The following is a 15,303-nucleotide window of genomic DNA, read 5'->3' on the forward strand; positions in this document are numbered from 1 at the left end:
GAGTCTCCTGAAGAGGAACACCCGCCTGAAACTGGCGAGCGATGGGGGGATTGTAAGGACAGTTTTCAGCCCGGCCTTGCCGCCAAGCGACAACTTCTTATAGCGCAAACCCCGGATTTTCCCGGGTTTACGGCAATGCGACATATAGCGTCGCAAAGGCGCAGTTTAAACTGCACGCCGTCATTTGCGCAGACGTACCGGGGATCTTAATCAAGAGAGTTTTGTGGCGTGCGGTATATATGTACCGCACATCGAATCAATGGCTGGTGTTTGCTACTGACCTTTTCCAGGCAAACGGCCTCACCCCATGATTCAAGAAATCACACCCGCCCTCGCGACACTGCCCGACCCACTGCTGCCACCCCGGCAGGACGCACACTATCAACCGCTGCTCCAGGCTATCCCGACATGGCTGATTCAGGCTGCGGCACACAAGCGCGCGGCATTGAAACGGGCCAGTCCGCTAATGCCCGCCAACCTTAAACAGGCATCACGCACCGAGCATGCAAAACTGCGCGCGCTGAATGCCGCGCACTGGACCGCACACAACCGCGTCGAACGAAGCCTTGCCCGACTGCAAGACGCCAGAACCTTCGCCGAACCACTGCTGCGCGCCGAACTGGAAAAGCGCTTTGGCTTGAACCTGGATGTCAGGCAGACCTTCCTGCGCCTGTATCTGCCCGACCATGTTCCGTGGCTGCGCATCAAATCCGGCGCCGCACGCACCTGGACCGTCTCGTTGCTGGACGCCGCGCTGCACAATTTTGAGAGCAGCGAGACCGCCGCTGACGCCTTTGAGTCCGCCTCGGGCTATATCAGCCAGCCCTCCCCCGAAGGCCGGTTCAGCGTGCTGCCGAACATCCTCAAGGCGATGCCGATCCCTGACTTCACCCGCCTGTGTCGCGAACTGGATATCGGCCGCCGCTATAACACTTATCTGCAAGACAACCTGGGCGTCAGCAATCCGTTGGTTGCCGCCGTGTTGCAACCACAGGTTTGCGCCAGCGACAAAGCCGCACTGGTCGCCGCCCTGCAAATGGCCTACATGCAAAAGCTGCTGGGAGCCGATGTCCATCGGCTGATTCTCGGGCTGCTCGAGGGTTTGCAGCATTTGCGCCTCAATCGGCAGGCGTGGCAGTGTCATGCGCTGACGATGATGAAAGTCAGCCTGACCGGCATCGTACTGTTCGCCCCGAATCTTGAAGCTGCACATTCAGCAGCGCGAGTTGTGGTTTACATTCCCGATGACCCGCAACACCCGGTCAAGGAGTACGCCAATTCCGCCGCCTTCGCTGAGGAGCTGGCGCAACGCTTGCGCGATCCGGACTATCAGGTCTTCTTCAGCCGTTTCATCGACCACGCAGAACGCGGGGCTTTCTTCAGTCAGTTGCAGTCGCTGCTCAGCCCCGTCACCAGGCAACCGGTACCCGTCGGCGATCCACGCCCGACCTGGCGTGAGCGTCCGGCCGCGCGACCTTTTCTGCAGATCGTCGCGACCCCGATCCAGGGCGAGCTGTGGGTATATCTCTACCAACGCAAGCTCGACAAGATGCTCAACGATGCCCGCGCCATCGCCGTCTCGACAGCCATGGTCGATCGCAAGGCGCGCTGGGCACTCTGGGATGCCTTTACGGACATCGCACAGGCAATGCTCGATATCGCCGTATTCGTCGCCTTGCCATTTATGCCATTTCTCGGCGAGCTGATGCTCGCCTACACGGCCTACCAACTGCTCGACGAGACGTTCGAAAGCATCGTCGACTGGGCCGAAGGGCAATCCCGCGAAGCGTTCGCGCATTTGATCGGTGTCGTGGAGTCCATGGTGCAGGTCGGCACTTTCGCCGCTGGCGGCGCGATCGCCGTCAGCGAGTTTCGCGCGGCTTTACCTGCCGATGTCGTCCAGTTTATCGACCGCTTTATTCCGGTGAAGGCAGCCGATGGCAAGCCCCGCTATTGGAAACCCGACCTGCGCCCTTACGAGTGGCCCGGCACGCCGCCCAAAGACGCCAGAACCGATGCGCTGGGCCTGCAAGCCCACCAGGGCAAGAACCTGCTGGCCCTCGAAGACAAGTTGTATGCCGTCAGCCTTGATGCCGAAACGGGCGCCTATCGCATCGACCATCCAACGCGTCCCGAGGCATACAAACCCGCACTCAGGCACAACACCGCAGGCGCCTGGCAAACCGAAATTGACCAGCCACTGGGTTGGGATCGCGCCACTGTGCTGAGCCGCAGCAGTGCGCAGATGCAGCGCCTTCCCGCCGCTCTGCAGGAACGACTGCTGAATATCAGTGGCTGCGAGGAAAACACCCTGCGCCAGATGCACGTCGAGCGCGAACAGTTGCCACCCTTACTGAGTGACACGCTGCTGCGCTGGCAGATCGATCAGGACATTCAATTGTTCATCGAGCAGATCGGCAGCCCGCATGCCGAGAATTACCTCAAGGCCGACCCGGCCACCCAACTGCAACTGCTTTTCGACAACGGCGACTGGCCTGCTGACCAAGGCTTGCAACTGATCGACCGCCAGGGCAGAACATTGTGGCGCAGCCCTGTCGTCGATGTGCCCTTCGTACAAATCGAGGGCTCACGACTGGACGGTGGCGACCTGCTCAAGACCTGCCTGCAACGCCTGACAGAATCGCAAAGAAGGACGCTGTTGAGTGAAGCACTGCATACGCCCGCCCCCTCGGCGGAGGCCCGCACAAACCGCTTGCGGCGCATCGTCGCCGAGCTGGCACAGCGCAAACGCCAAAACCTGTTCGAGGATCGGTATCGCCAATTACAGCGCGGCGCCAGCCCGCTGGTACAGGTACTGATGGATGCCGAACCCGGCCTGCCAAAGGCGTTGGCGCAGTCGATACTGGAAACAGCCAGTGACGGCGAATACCTGCAATTACAGCGTGGAACACTCTCCGAAAGACTGGTCGCTCTGACGCAGGAAACGGGTCTGCAAGTGCGCGCGACTCGAGCCCTCGAAGGGCTGGAGCTGCAAGCGACGATCAATAATCTGGATACCGATCGGCTGGCCCTCCATTCGCTGCCAAGCTTGCCGGGCTGGTCGCCGTCGATCCGACTGGAGCTCAGGCACTACAGCCATAGCGGGCCACTGATCGACAGCCTCGGCGCACAGGACGCGCTCATTCGCAAAGTGCTGGTACTGACTGAACAGGGCGACTATCAGCCGTTCGACGCTACCGGTGAGTCGCTCAGCGCGCCGGGGTCTCTGTATGCGAGCCTGTTGCATGCCCTGCCCGACGCACAACGTTCGGCGCTGAACATTCACATCACACAAGATCTGCAGCTCAGGCAACTGATTCGTGACCACGCGCTTGACCGTCAAGCGTTGCTGGAACTGTTCTCGCAAAACCCGATTCGCAAACACGCCTACGATCCAACGGTGATGCACCTGCGTGGCGGAACCAGCGGCTATCGACGCATGCCCGTCAACACGCCGACACTGCACGCTCATGTGCACTGGCTGCTGCCGCACCTGCTGCCCGAGGAGCTCAACGCATTCGTCGAGCGTCTGCAACGCCATCCGGACGGCCCGCGAGTGGAACTGAGCCGTCTGATCGCTGAACGCAGCCGCCTCGGCGAGGTTCTGAATTCGTGGGCCGAGGGGATTCCCCTCGTTCATCCGGAGACCGGCGCCCGCCTCAACACCGAGCAACATGCGATCCAGCGCCATCGCCGACGGCAGATGCTGGTCGACATTCTGGACTGCTGGAAACAGCAGGTTTGCTTGCCGGAGAACACCGATCAGACCATTGATTTGCGCCTGTCACAGCCAATCCTGGGAGAGCTGCCAGCGCTGGAGGTGAACTTCAGTCACGTGGACTACCTGACCATCGAGGGTGTCGGCAGCACTCAGGGCGTGCAGCGTTTTCTGGACAGTTTCTCCGGCCTGCGCCGTCTGGCGCTGCGCAACTTCCGGCTCGGCGACCTGCCGGAGGCAGTCAGTCGCTCACCACAACTGCGCGAGCTGATTCTCAGCGACTGCGGCATCACCCTGACCGCCGAAAGCCAGGCAACGCTGGCGGCGCTGAACCAACTGAAAACTCTCGACCTGTTCAGGAACCCGCTCGGACTCACGCCCAATGTCGAAAAAATGCCCCGGCTGAATTACATCGATGTGTCGGAGACCGGCATATCCGAACTACCAACCGGCCTGCTCACGCGCCCGCAATTGCGTACCGCGCTGCTCAACGACAATCAGATCCGGTCATTGCCTCCCGCCCTCTTCGAGCTGCCCAGCAATGTTCCGGAAGGCTTCGATCTGAGCGGCAACCCGATCGCCAGCACAGACCGGGAGCGCGTCAAACGCCACTTCAACGACACCCGACAGGACTTCGGCGTAATGGCCGAACAAGCTGATCTGCTGCGCGTACAGACGCTGTACACGCACATGGATCGGGAACAGGCCAGTGAGTTCTTTTATCTGCTACCTGGCGACCTGGCCGAGGGGCGAGTCGAACTTGCACGACTTGAGCAGGAATACAGCGACTTGAGTAGCCACCTCGACACCTGGGCGATCGACCATCCTGCCCTGCACCCAATCAGTGGCGAGCCCTTCACGATTGAGCAAGTGCTGAATGAGCACGCCGCACGCAACGAATTCAAATCGCTCATCGAGCAGTGCTGGCGCCGGGAAACCGAGCAGGACGATCTGGATCAGAACCTGCAGCCACTGCATGACTTGAACCTGACGACCATCATCAGCGGCGACTTGCCAGTGCTCAATGCCGACTTCAGCCATGTCACCCATTTGTACCTCAGAAGCCTGCCGGGTCAGACGTTTGGAGTGGACAGGTTTGTCGAGACGTTTGCCAGCCTCCGGGGACTGACGATTTACCAATATCGACTGGAACACATTCCGCCGGCGGTGTTTCGCATGGCTGACCTGACCTATTTGTCGCTCTCACAGTGCGAGCTGACGCTCACGCCGCAAAACGCCCTTGAGCTTGCGCAAATGGAGCGCCTCGATCATCTGGACTTGAGCGACAACCCGCTGGGCGAGACGCCGGATGTCAGCCAGATGACCAATCTGTCAACGCTGATGCTGGACAACAGCGGCATTACCGGTCTGCCGCCAGGCATGCTGCAACTCGAACATCTGGAAATCGCCGACCTGAGCGACAACGCAATCACCCAGGTTCCCAGCGATATTCTGGAGTTGCCAGAAGAGCGTGCGGAAAAATTCAGCCTGCGGGGCAATCCGCTCTCTGAGCTCAGCCTGCAACGGCTGATCGCCTACTTCAGAAAACACCGCATAGATTTTGGCGTGGAAGCCGTCATCGAACGGGCAGAAATGGAGGTGTCCACGTCCGAAGATTCGGGGGTCGATGAGTGATGGTCAGCAGGTTCTGCCGGGGTGCGTCAGCCGCGCTCCGGCGGCACTGACGACAGCTCGAACGGACTGCTGCTGCGCCGCTGGTTGCGATCCTCACGCGGCGTGGCGCCGAAGAAGTTGCGGTAGGCGCTGGAGAAGTGCGGCCCCGAGGAGAAGCCGCAGGACAGGCCGATCTGGATGATCGACTTGCTGGTCTGCATCAACATCTGCCGGGCCTTGTTCAGGCGCAGTTCCAGGTAGTACTGGCTCGGCACGCGGTTGAGGTATTGCTTGAAGATCCGCTCGAGCTGACGACGGGACACGCACACATGCTGGGCGATCTCGTCGGTGGTCAGCGGCTCTTCGATGTTGGCTTCCATCAGCAGCACCGCTTGGGTGAGCTTCGGATGGCTGGAGCCGAGGCGGTTCTGCAGCGGAATGCGCTGACGCTCACCACCCTCGCGGATGCGCTCGACCACCAGTTCTTCGGACACCGCACCGGCCAGTTCCGCACCGTGATCGCGAGCCAGCACCGCCAGCAACAGGTCGAGCACCGACATGCCGCCACACGCGGTCAGGCGATCGCGATCCCAGTCGAACAGGTGACTGGTGGCGATGACTTTCGGGAAACGTTCGGCGAAGTCGTCCTGCCAGCGCCAGTGCACGGCCGCACGATAACCGTCGAGCAGACCAAGCTGCGCCAACGGATAGACACCCGCCGACAGTCCACCGATCACGCAACCGGCACGCACCAGTTGCTTGAGCGCGCTGCTGAGGGCCGGGGCCAGCGTGGTCGGCGGCTCATCGGCGAGCAGGAACAGTTTCTGGAAGTTTTCCAGCTTGCCGGTCCAGGCTTCGCCGGGCAGTTGCCATGCGCCGTCGGCCGCCGCTTCGGTATTGGCTTCGGCCTGCAGGAACGACAGTTCGTACACCACGTCCGGATGCACACGCTGAGCAACCCGCAAGGCCTCCTCCGCCAGCGCCAGCGTCAGAGCTTTAGTGCTGGGCCAAATCAGGAAACCAATTCGATGGGCAGTCATGGGCGGGCAATCCGAAACGAAGAACGGTGATGAAGGCATGGGCCAATGCTAGCCCGTAAATGAACGCAAATCTCGAAACCTGCGAAGCTCCCACTGTAGGAGCTGTCGAGTGAAACGAGGCTGCGATCTTTTGATCTTGTTGTTGAAGATCAAAAGATCGCAGCCTTCGGCAGCTCCTACAGGGGATCGGAGCCAGCCTTCAGGCTGCGAAGCATGCACTATTCGGGTGCATATCGGCAGCTCTGATTACTTGAGGCTACCCGACAGGAATTGCTGCAAACGTTCCGATTGCGGATTGACCAGCACTTCGCGCGGGTTGCCGCTCTCTTCCACAACACCTTTGTGCAGGAACACCAACTGGTTCGACACTTCACGGGCGAAGCCCATTTCGTGCGTGACCACGACCATGGTGCGACCTTCCTGAGCCAGCGCTTGCATGACTTTCAACACATCGCCCACCAGCTCCGGGTCGAGGGCCGAAGTCGGTTCGTCGAACAGCATCACTTCCGGTTCCATCGCCAGCGCACGGGCAATCGCCACACGCTGTTGCTCGCCACCGGACATGTGCCCCGGGAACGCGTCTTTACGATGGGCCACGCCAACCTTGTTCAGGTAGTGCTCGGCTTTCTCGCGGGCTTCGGCCTTGGACACGCCCAGCACGTGGACCGGCGCCTCCATGATGTTTTCCAGCGCGGTCATGTGCGACCACAGGTTGAAATGCTGAAACACCATCGACAGGCGCGAACGCATGCGCTGCAGCTGTTTCGGATCAGCGGCTTTCAGCGCGCCGTCCTTGTTCGCGACCAGCTTCAGCTCTTCGTTGTTGAGCAGGATCTTGCCCGCGTGCGGCTGCTCAAGCAGGTTGATGCAGCGCAGGAAAGTACTTTTGCCGGAGCCACTGGAGCCGATGATGCTGATCACATCGCCGGCTGCCGCTTTCAGGGACACGCCCTTGAGCACTTCGTGACTGCCATAGCGTTTATGCAGGTCTTGGACTTCAAGTTTGTACATGCGGTCGGTTCTCACAAAAACAGTCAGTCAGTCGTTGAGCAAGCGCCCGTGACGCAGCGCTTCGCGCCCCGCCACCTTGGCCAGCCAGAAACCGGGTTGGGCATAGCGCAGCCGTTCAATGGCAAACAGCACCCCGGACGTACCAGCACATACCGTGCTGACCCGATCGGACACAGGGTCGATCACTTCGAAAATCTCATCCCCGGCTTCAACCCACTCGCCGGGTTTACGCAGAAAACTCACCACACCGGGGTGCGGCGCCAACAGCAATTCAGTGCCTTCGAACGGCATGCCTTCGCACGGTTCGTTGGCCGGCTTCGGCCACTCGCCAGTGATCAGGCCTTGCTCGGCGAGAAACGCCAGAATGCCTTCGGCCCAAGCCACCGCATCCGCGCGGTCGGTATTGGCCTGACCGCCCAGCTCGACGGTAGTCGCCAGGCACGCCAGCGGGATCTGCGCGTCCGGGAACTGCCGCGACAGACGCAGCCACGGCAACGAACACGCTTCATCGAAGGAGCTGCCGCCGGAATCTTCCGCCAGCAGGCCAACCTTCACATTCAGGTGCGCCGCCAGCGAACGCCACTGCGGCCAGTGCTGCGGCAGCGCATACATGTGCAGCGCGGCTTCTGCGTCGCAATGCAGATCGAGCACCACATCGGCGGTGCAGGCGTGGCTGAGCAATACGCGCTGCATGCCTTGCAACTGGCTGCTCGCCTCGGGCAACGCCGCCAGATGATCAGTCATGGCCTGACGGATCAGGCGAATGTTGGCGTGCGGATCGTCGCCGAGGCTGTCAGCCAGTGTCGCTGCAACCGGTGCGCTCAATTCGACGAAATCGCGGTTGAAATTCTTGCCGCTGCCCGCCTCGAAACGCCCCTGATGATTGCCTTGCAGCAATTGGCCGAGGCCCAGCGGGTTGGCGACCGGTACCAGCTCGATCACGCCGTTGAGCAAGCCTTGGGCTTCGAGTTCGCCGAGGCGCTTTTTCAGCTCCCAGGCGGTGCGCATGCCCGGCAGTTCGTCAGCGTGCAGGCTGGCCTGGATGTAAGCCTTGCGCTCGCCGCTCCCAAACCGGAACACCGAAATCTTGCGCTCGCTGCCCAGATGACTCCACGGCAATACGTGGTCGATGCGTTCCATATCAGTGCTTCCGCGGGGCCAGGTAGCTCAACCAGCGGCGCTCGGCCAGCTTGAACAGCTTTACCAGAATGAAGGTCAGGCACAGGTAGAACACGCCGGCGGTGATGTACGCCTCGAACGGCAGGTAATACTGCGCGTTGACGGTACGGGCCGCGCCGGTGATGTCGATCAGGGTCACGATGGACGCCAGACTGGTGGTCTGCAGCATCATGATCACTTCGTTGCTGTACTGCGGCAGCGCCCGGCGCAGGGCCGATGGCAGCAGGATGCGCTTGTACAGTTTGAAGCGCGACATGCCCATGGCCTTGGCGGCTTCGATCTCGCCGTTCGGCGTGGCCTTGAGGCTGCCGGCGATGATTTCGGCGGTGTAGGCGCTGGTGTTGATCGCGAAGGCCAGGCAAGCACAGAACGTCGCGCTGGACAGCCACGGCCACAAGAAGCTTTCACGTACCGCTTCGAACTGCGCCAGACCGTAGTAGATCAAGAACAGCTGCACCAGCATCGGCGTGCCGCGGATCACGTAGGTGTAGAGCCACGCAGCGCCGTTGACGATCGGGTTCTTCGAGACGCGCATCAGGCCCAGCGGCAGCGCCGCCAACAGACCGAACAACAGCGACAGCGCGAGCAGTTTGAGGGTGGTCAGCAGGCCGCCGAGGTACAGCGGCATGGCCTCCCAAATGACGTTGTAGTCGAAGATCATAGATCAGCCGCCCTTACGCCTACCGAGTAGCGCTTCTCAAGGTGACGCAGCGCCAGCAACGAGACACTGGTGATCACCAGGTACATCGCCGCCACTGCGAGGAAGAAGGTGAAAGGCTCGCGGGTGGCATCTGCCGCCTGCTTGGCCTTGAACATCATGTCTTGCAGACCGACCACCGAAATCAGCGCGGTCGCTTTGGTCAAAACCAGCCAGTTGTTGGTGAAGCCAGGAATCGCCAGGCGAATCATCTGCGGCACCATCACCCGGAAAAACACCTGAAAACTGCTCATGCCGTACGCCATGCCCGCTTCAGCCTGGCCCTTGGGGATCGCCATGAACGCACCACGGAAGGTCTCGGACAGGTACGCACCGAAAATGAAACCGAGAGTGCCGATACCGGCGGCCAGCGGGTTCAGGTCGATGTAGTCGTCATAACCGAGCATCGGCGCGACGCGGTTGAGCAGGTCCTGACCGCCGTAGAAGATCAGCAGGATCAGCACCAGATCGGGAATCCCGCGAATCACCGTGGAATACAGATCGCCCAGCCACGCCAGCCAGCGAATCGGCGACAGGCGCAACGCGACCCCGATCAGCCCGAGAACGATGGCCAGGGCCATGGACGACAAGGCGAGCTGAAGCGTCAGCCATGCGCCATCGAGGATGACAGCCCCGTAGCCTTTCAACATGATTCAGGTCCTCGAAAGTTGGGATGAAAAAATGGCGCAAACCGCAGAGATCCTGTTGCTTGCGCCATTTCTGACTTGTCGCAGAGACGTGTTACTTGCCGTAGATATCGAAGGCGAAGTATTTGTCCTGGATAGCTTTGTATTTGCCGTTTTCACGGATAGCCGTGATGGCGGAGTTGATCTTGTCTTTCAGCGCGTCGCCCTTGCGCACCGCGATGCCTACGCCGTCGCCGAAGTATTTGACGTCGGTGAACTGCGGGCCAACGAAGGCGAAGCCTTTGCCGGAATCAGTGTTCAGGAAGCCGTCCTGCAGCAGAGTGGCGTCCGCCACGGTACCGTCGAGACGACCAGCGGCCACGTCGAGGTAGATTTCGTTCTGCGAGCCGTATGGCTTGATCTCGGCACCCAGCGGGGCCAGGACTTCGCGAGCGAAACGCTCGTGGATCGAACCACGTTGCACGCCGATGTTCTTGCCCTTGAGCTCAGACAGGTTGTCGCTGACAACGGTGCCTTGCTTCATGACCAGACGGGCCGGGGTGTTGTAGTACTTGTTGGTGAAGTCCACGGACTTCTTGCGGTCTTCAGTGATCGACATCGACGACAGGATCGCGTCGATCTTGCGCACTTTGAGTGCCGGGATCAGACCGTCGAACTCTTGCTCGACCCACACACACTTGACCTGCATCTGCTCGCACAGGGCGTTGCCGATGTCGTAGTCGAAACCGACGATGCTGCCGTCCGGCGCTTTGGAAGCGAACGGAGGGTAAGCCGCTTCGATACCGATCTTCAGAGGTTTTTCATCAGCGAAGGAATTCAGCGACAGCACGGACAGTGCCAGGGCGCCAAGCAGCACAAGTTTCTTCATCTTGGGACTCCATCGGTAAAGGGCAAAAACGGCAGAGTGAGCGACAGCCCAATATGCGAATGGGTGAATCGGGAAAGCGGTGCAGCATCGGTGGGAAATTTCCCGGTGAAACCACCAGGGGTTTCAACGTCAGCCACGATGAGCGAGTGATCGGCATTCTAACGACAGGCCCGAAGCCGATATTTCTTCAATGCGACAACTAATTACAGATGCACAGAGAAACCCGCTTGAGCGCATTGACAGCCTTGCAAATTCATGCAAGAGCGAAAGACAGTGAACCGATCTATGCTGCAAATTGCGGGCCTATTATTCGCAAACCCTTCTAATCCGGCAAGCGCAGCGTTGTGTCTTATTTTTCACCGGGGGTTTTGAGGCTCTAAAACGGGGCATTGCGTTTCCCTTTGCCCCGCTGCGGGGCGGGCGGTTACACATTTGGTTACTCGGATGGGGGTGGGTAACAGCGGGAAAGGTCTTACACGGGAAATCGATAATTATTGGTTGGGTGGTTTGGGTTTCTGAAAGGGGATTACTGCGGCGTCTGACAGATTGCTATCGCTGGCAAGCCAGCTCCCACACGGATTTCGATTGAGATTGAAATTCCGTTCACACCTGGGAAACCTGTGGGAGCTGGCTTGCCAGCGATGAGGCCAGTCCAGCCACCCCACAATTGCGCAGGAACTCAAACCTGCAACACACCACAAACCTGTGGGAGCGAGCCTGCTCGCGATGAGGCCAGCCCGGCCAGCACAAACCCTCCAGACACAAAAAAGCCCCGCCCGGCATCACCGGACAGGGCTTCTGTGAAGCTAACGCTTACGCCACATTCATCGTCTTGTGCGTATCAATCAAATGCTGCACCACACCCGGATCCGCCAGGGTCGAGATATCGCCCAACCCATCGTACTCAGACGTAGCAATCTTGCGCAGAATCCGCCGCATGATCTTGCCCGAACGGGTCTTCGGCAGCCCCGGTGCCCACTGGATCACGTCCGGCGAAGCAATCGGGCCGATCTCTTTGCGCACCCAGTTCTTCAGTTCCAGGCGCAGTTGCTCGCTCGGCTCCTCGCCGTTTTTCAGGGTGACGTAAACATAAATGCCCTGCCCCTTGATGTCATGCGGCACACCGACCACCGCCGCTTCGGCGACTTTCGGGTGGGCGACCATCGCGCTTTCGATCTCGGCGGTACCCATGCGGTGGCCGGAGACGTTGAGCACGTCGTCCACGCGCCCGGTGATCCAGTAGTAACCATCGGCGTCACGCCGCGCACCGTCACCGGTGAAGTACATGCCACGGAAAGTCTTGAAGTAGGTGTCGACGAAGCGGTCATGGTCGCCATACAGCGTGCGCGCCTGACCCGGCCACGAATCGAGAATCACCAGATTACCCTCGGCCTCGCCCTCGATGATGTTGCCAAGGTTATCGACCAGCGCCGGCACCACGCCGAAGAACGGACGCGCCGCCGACCCCGGTTTCAGTGCATGCGCACCCGGCAGCGGGCTCATCATGTTGCCGCCGGTTTCGGTCTGCCACCAGGTATCGACGATCGGGCAACGGGATTTGCCGACATTTTTGTAGTACCAGTCCCAGGCTTCCGGGTTGATCGGCTCGCCCACCGAACCGAGCAGACGCAGGCTGCTGCCGTCAGCGCCTTCAACAGCGGCGGTGCCCGACGCCATCATCGCGCGGATCGCGGTCGGTGCGGTGTAGAGGATGTTGACCTTGTGCTTGTCGACGATCTTCGCCACCCGGGTGATGTCCGGGTAGTTCGGCACGCCTTCGAACAGCACGGTGGTCGCGCCATTGGCCAGCGGGCCGTAGACGATGTAACTGTGACCGGTGACCCAGCCAACGTCGGCGGTGCACCAGTAGATTTCGCCCGGACGGTAGTCGAACACGCGCTCATGGGTCATCGCCGCATACAGCAAATAACCGCCGGTGGTGTGCTGAACGCCCTTCGGCTTGCCGGTTGAACCCGAGGTGTAAAGGATGAACAGCGCTTCTTCAGCGCCCATCTCTTTCGGCGCGCAGACGGTGCCCGCCACTTTCATCAGGTCTTCGTACCAGATGTCGCGATGCTGGTTCCACTTGATGTCGCCACCGGTGCGCTTGCACACGATGACTTTCTGGATGCTGCTGGTTTCCGGATTGGTCAGCGCGTCGTCGACGTTGGCCTTCAGCGAGATCTTCTTGCCGGCACGGATGCCTTCGTCAGCGGTGATCACCACTTTCGAGCGGCAGTCGATGATCCGCCCCGCCAGGGCTTCCGGCGAGAAGCCACCGAACACCACCGAGTGAATCGCGCCGATCCGGGTGCAGGCCAGCATGGCGACCACGGCTTCGGGGATCATCGGCATATAGATAGTCACCACATCGCCACGGTGCACGTCCTGACCACGCAGGGCGTTGGCCAGTTTGCACACTTGTTCGTGGAGTTCGCGGTAGGTGATGTTGCGGCTTTCGGAAGGATCGTCGCCCTCCCAGATGATTGCGATCTGATCGCCGCGCTCGGCCAGATGACGGTCGAGGCAGTTGTAGGAAACGTTCAGGGTGCCGTCGGCGAACCACTTGATGTCGACATGGTGATCGTCGAAGGACGTCTGCTTCACCGTGGTGAAAGGCTTGATCCAGTCAAGACGCTTGGCTTGCTCGCGCCAGAAGCCGTCAGGGTTGACGACCGACTGCTGGTACATGGCTTTGTAGGTCGCCTCGTCGGTCAGCGTATTGGCCAGAACCTCGGGACGAACGGGATACAGAGAAGCCGCACTCATCTTTCCTACCTCGGTGTAATAGTTGTTTTTGTATGACCCCGTTGTAGCCGGGCCGGCTCCATAGAACCATTCGACGATGGTAGTAACAAGCCCCTACAAAACATCCAGTTACCCCTGACGCAAGCCCTGCGCTGCTTGTTCCAATACCCCACAACCCCTGTGGGAGCTGGCTTGCCAGCGATTCAGGCGACTCGGTTATTCAGGCGAAACGCATCACCGGCAAACCTGGCCCCAGGCAATTTCGACCGATTGTTACCAAAACCGCGAAAAGTGTTTATCAAAACCCCACCTGTTTACCCCCACCCCACCTCCCTAAAATCCACTCCGCCGACAAGGCAAACGCGATTAACAACGTTACAGCCCCCACGAAGGCCGTTAATCCAGCTCTCAAGTAATAACTGCAAATGATGAAGTTCCACACGCAACCCTAAAAAGGTTGCGTGACCCCACTCGACCTCAAAAAGGTAAATCTGAAATGAAAGCTTTATTGGTTCTGGCCCTCAGCAGTCTGTGCGCAACCGCCATGGCAGACGAGGTCCCGACTGATGTCGCACAGCAACAACCGGTGATCGAGGAATACACTTACTCCACTCACCTGGACATCGCTAACGTAGTGTCCATGAGCGAAGTTCCAAACGTCTGCGAAGTTGTCCCGATGAAAATGGAATACGACGACTCCAAGGGTCAGCGTCATATCCTGCGTTACAGCGTGATGGGTAACGGATGCACCAATTGATGATCGAGACTGCACCGAATCGGATCGCTCAGCGCCTCATTTGAGGGTCGATTCCAGCCCGGCTTCGGTCGGGCTCAGTTGTGTCTGGAGTCGCTCAAAAGGGTTGCAAAACACAAGATATAGTGAAAAACCCGGTTTTTTGCTCATTTCTTGAGCAACCGAAGCCTCGCAAAAAAATTAATGAAAAAAAATTCTCATAGGCCAATCCCAGCGAAAGCCCTGTAAACCCTCGCTCCAATCGAAATCACCCGGCCAATCGAACGCCCTGCGGTGTTTCGCCCTCCCCCACGCCCGCGTTTTTTTCCCTATAATGCCGCCCTAATCGGGTCAGCAATATTCCCTTACAGGGATCAAAGCCATTCTGAAGCCCCGCAGCAGCCTCAACGCTGATCTGCGCCCGTCAGAGGCTCTCGGAAACCCGTACAAAATTCTGTTTTATTGCCTGCCTTGGCTGCCGCAAAAAACGATTCCTTAAGATCCAACGCGGTCTGTACGACCGTGTGAAAAACCAACCAATCAGGTTTCACACGGGGCGACAGGCCCTCACGCAGGAGACGACACGTCATGCTGAGCTGGGACGAATTCGACAAAGAAGACAGTGAAGTAGCAACCGTGAAAGGCGCCAACGCCGGCCACGCTACTGAAGCCAACATGGACCGCCTCGACAGCGCCGGCGGTGCCGCAGCGCTGGAAGCCCGCGCCGTGACCGCCGACGACTCGGCCGCCGTGGCCCGCGCCAAGGCCGCACTGGATTCCCTCGACGTCGCCGAAGGCCTCGCCGAACTCGAAGGCGCCTCCGCCCGTGTCGCCGTTGACGAAAAGCGCATGATTAACTGCCGCGCCGACCTCAACCAACTCGTACCTTTCAAGTACGACTGGGCTTGGCAGAAGTACCTGGACGGCTGCGCAAACCACTGGATGCCGCAAGAAGTCAACATGACCGCCGACATCGCCCTCTGGAAAAACCCGGAAGGCATGACCGACGACGAGCTTCTCATCGTGATGCGCAACCTCGGCTTCTTCT

At 59.7% G+C, this 15,303-nt stretch carries 10 protein-coding genes; 3 read left to right on the forward strand and 7 right to left on the reverse strand.

What is annotated here, in order from left to right:
* The first annotated feature begins 307 nt into the window (after positions 1–307).
* The gene (locus ACIP8I_RS19210) at positions 308–5,353 is read left to right on the forward strand and encodes a dermonecrotic toxin domain-containing protein (protein WP_400763058.1); all 5,046 of its coding nucleotides are present in this window, start codon (positions 308–310) and stop codon (positions 5,351–5,353) included.
* Between the two features lie 26 nt (positions 5,354–5,379).
* Here ACIP8I_RS19210 and argR read toward each other — a convergent pair whose 3' ends face one another.
* The 7 genes from argR to acs form a co-directional block, all read right to left on the reverse strand.
* Positions 5,380–6,372 (reverse strand): transcriptional regulator ArgR, encoded by a 993-nt coding sequence (gene argR, locus ACIP8I_RS19215; protein WP_400763060.1) that lies wholly within the window; start codon positions 6,370–6,372, stop codon positions 5,380–5,382.
* A 246-nt stretch (positions 6,373–6,618) separates the two neighbouring features.
* Positions 6,619–7,383 carry an ABC transporter ATP-binding protein gene (locus ACIP8I_RS19220; RefSeq protein WP_003227281.1) on the reverse strand — a complete coding sequence of 255 codons (765 nt, stop codon included), beginning with the start codon at positions 7,381–7,383 and terminating at the stop codon, positions 6,619–6,621.
* Between the two features lie 27 nt (positions 7,384–7,410).
* Positions 7,411–8,523 (reverse strand): M14 family metallopeptidase, encoded by a 1,113-nt coding sequence (locus tag ACIP8I_RS19225; RefSeq protein ID WP_400763062.1) that lies wholly within the window; start codon positions 8,521–8,523, stop codon positions 7,411–7,413.
* A gap of 1 nt (position 8,524) precedes the next feature.
* A complete protein-coding gene (locus ACIP8I_RS19230) occupies positions 8,525–9,223 on the reverse strand; it encodes an ABC transporter permease (protein ID WP_003227285.1) in 699 nt (232 codons plus the stop codon).
* Entirely contained in the window at positions 9,220–9,909 is a 690-nt protein-coding gene (locus tag ACIP8I_RS19235; protein WP_003227287.1) for an ABC transporter permease, read from the reverse strand. The genes ACIP8I_RS19230 and ACIP8I_RS19235 overlap by 4 nt, the downstream gene beginning before the upstream one ends.
* A 91-nt stretch (positions 9,910–10,000) precedes the next feature.
* Positions 10,001–10,774 (reverse strand): ABC transporter substrate-binding protein, encoded by a 774-nt coding sequence (locus ACIP8I_RS19240; RefSeq protein ID WP_400763064.1) that lies wholly within the window; start codon positions 10,772–10,774, stop codon positions 10,001–10,003.
* Between the two features lie 813 nt (positions 10,775–11,587).
* Positions 11,588–13,543 (reverse strand): acetate--CoA ligase, encoded by a 1,956-nt coding sequence (acs, locus tag ACIP8I_RS19245; protein ID WP_400763066.1) that lies wholly within the window; start codon positions 13,541–13,543, stop codon positions 11,588–11,590.
* A gap of 475 nt (positions 13,544–14,018) precedes the next feature.
* Here acs and ACIP8I_RS19250 point away from each other — a divergent pair, with 475 nt between their 5' ends.
* Together ACIP8I_RS19250 and ACIP8I_RS19255 are read left to right on the forward strand one after the other, a co-directional pair.
* Complete coding sequence (locus ACIP8I_RS19250; protein WP_108589286.1) at positions 14,019–14,279, forward strand: DUF2790 domain-containing protein; 261 nt, start codon at positions 14,019–14,021, stop codon at positions 14,277–14,279.
* Positions 14,280–14,843: 564 nt separating this feature from the next.
* On the forward strand, positions 14,844–15,303 hold a 460-nt coding region (locus tag ACIP8I_RS19255), incomplete at its 3' end, for a ribonucleotide-diphosphate reductase subunit beta (RefSeq protein ID WP_400763068.1).

Origin of the sequence: Pseudomonas sp. NPDC088414 (assembly GCF_044753325.1) — a bacterium.
GTDB lineage: Bacteria > Pseudomonadota > Gammaproteobacteria > Pseudomonadales > Pseudomonadaceae > Aquipseudomonas.

What these genes read in the sequence shown, in the direction of transcription:
- ACIP8I_RS19210 (WP_400763058.1), top strand. Translation starts at nt 308, where the DNA reads ATGATTCAAGAAATCACACCCGCCCTCGCGACACTGCCCGACCCACTG.
- argR (WP_400763060.1), bottom strand. Translation starts at nt 6,372, where the DNA reads ATGACTGCCCATCGAATTGGTTTCCTGATTTGGCCCAGCACTAAAGCT.
- ACIP8I_RS19220 (WP_003227281.1), bottom strand. Translation starts at nt 7,383, where the DNA reads ATGTACAAACTTGAAGTCCAAGACCTGCATAAACGCTATGGCAGTCAC.
- ACIP8I_RS19225 (WP_400763062.1), bottom strand. Translation starts at nt 8,523, where the DNA reads ATGGAACGCATCGACCACGTATTGCCGTGGAGTCATCTGGGCAGCGAG.
- ACIP8I_RS19230 (WP_003227285.1), bottom strand. Translation starts at nt 9,223, where the DNA reads ATGATCTTCGACTACAACGTCATTTGGGAGGCCATGCCGCTGTACCTC.
- ACIP8I_RS19235 (WP_003227287.1), bottom strand. Translation starts at nt 9,909, where the DNA reads ATGTTGAAAGGCTACGGGGCTGTCATCCTCGATGGCGCATGGCTGACG.
- ACIP8I_RS19240 (WP_400763064.1), bottom strand. Translation starts at nt 10,774, where the DNA reads ATGAAGAAACTTGTGCTGCTTGGCGCCCTGGCACTGTCCGTGCTGTCG.
- acs (WP_400763066.1), bottom strand. Translation starts at nt 13,543, where the DNA reads ATGAGTGCGGCTTCTCTGTATCCCGTTCGTCCCGAGGTTCTGGCCAAT.
- ACIP8I_RS19250 (WP_108589286.1), top strand. Translation starts at nt 14,019, where the DNA reads ATGAAAGCTTTATTGGTTCTGGCCCTCAGCAGTCTGTGCGCAACCGCC.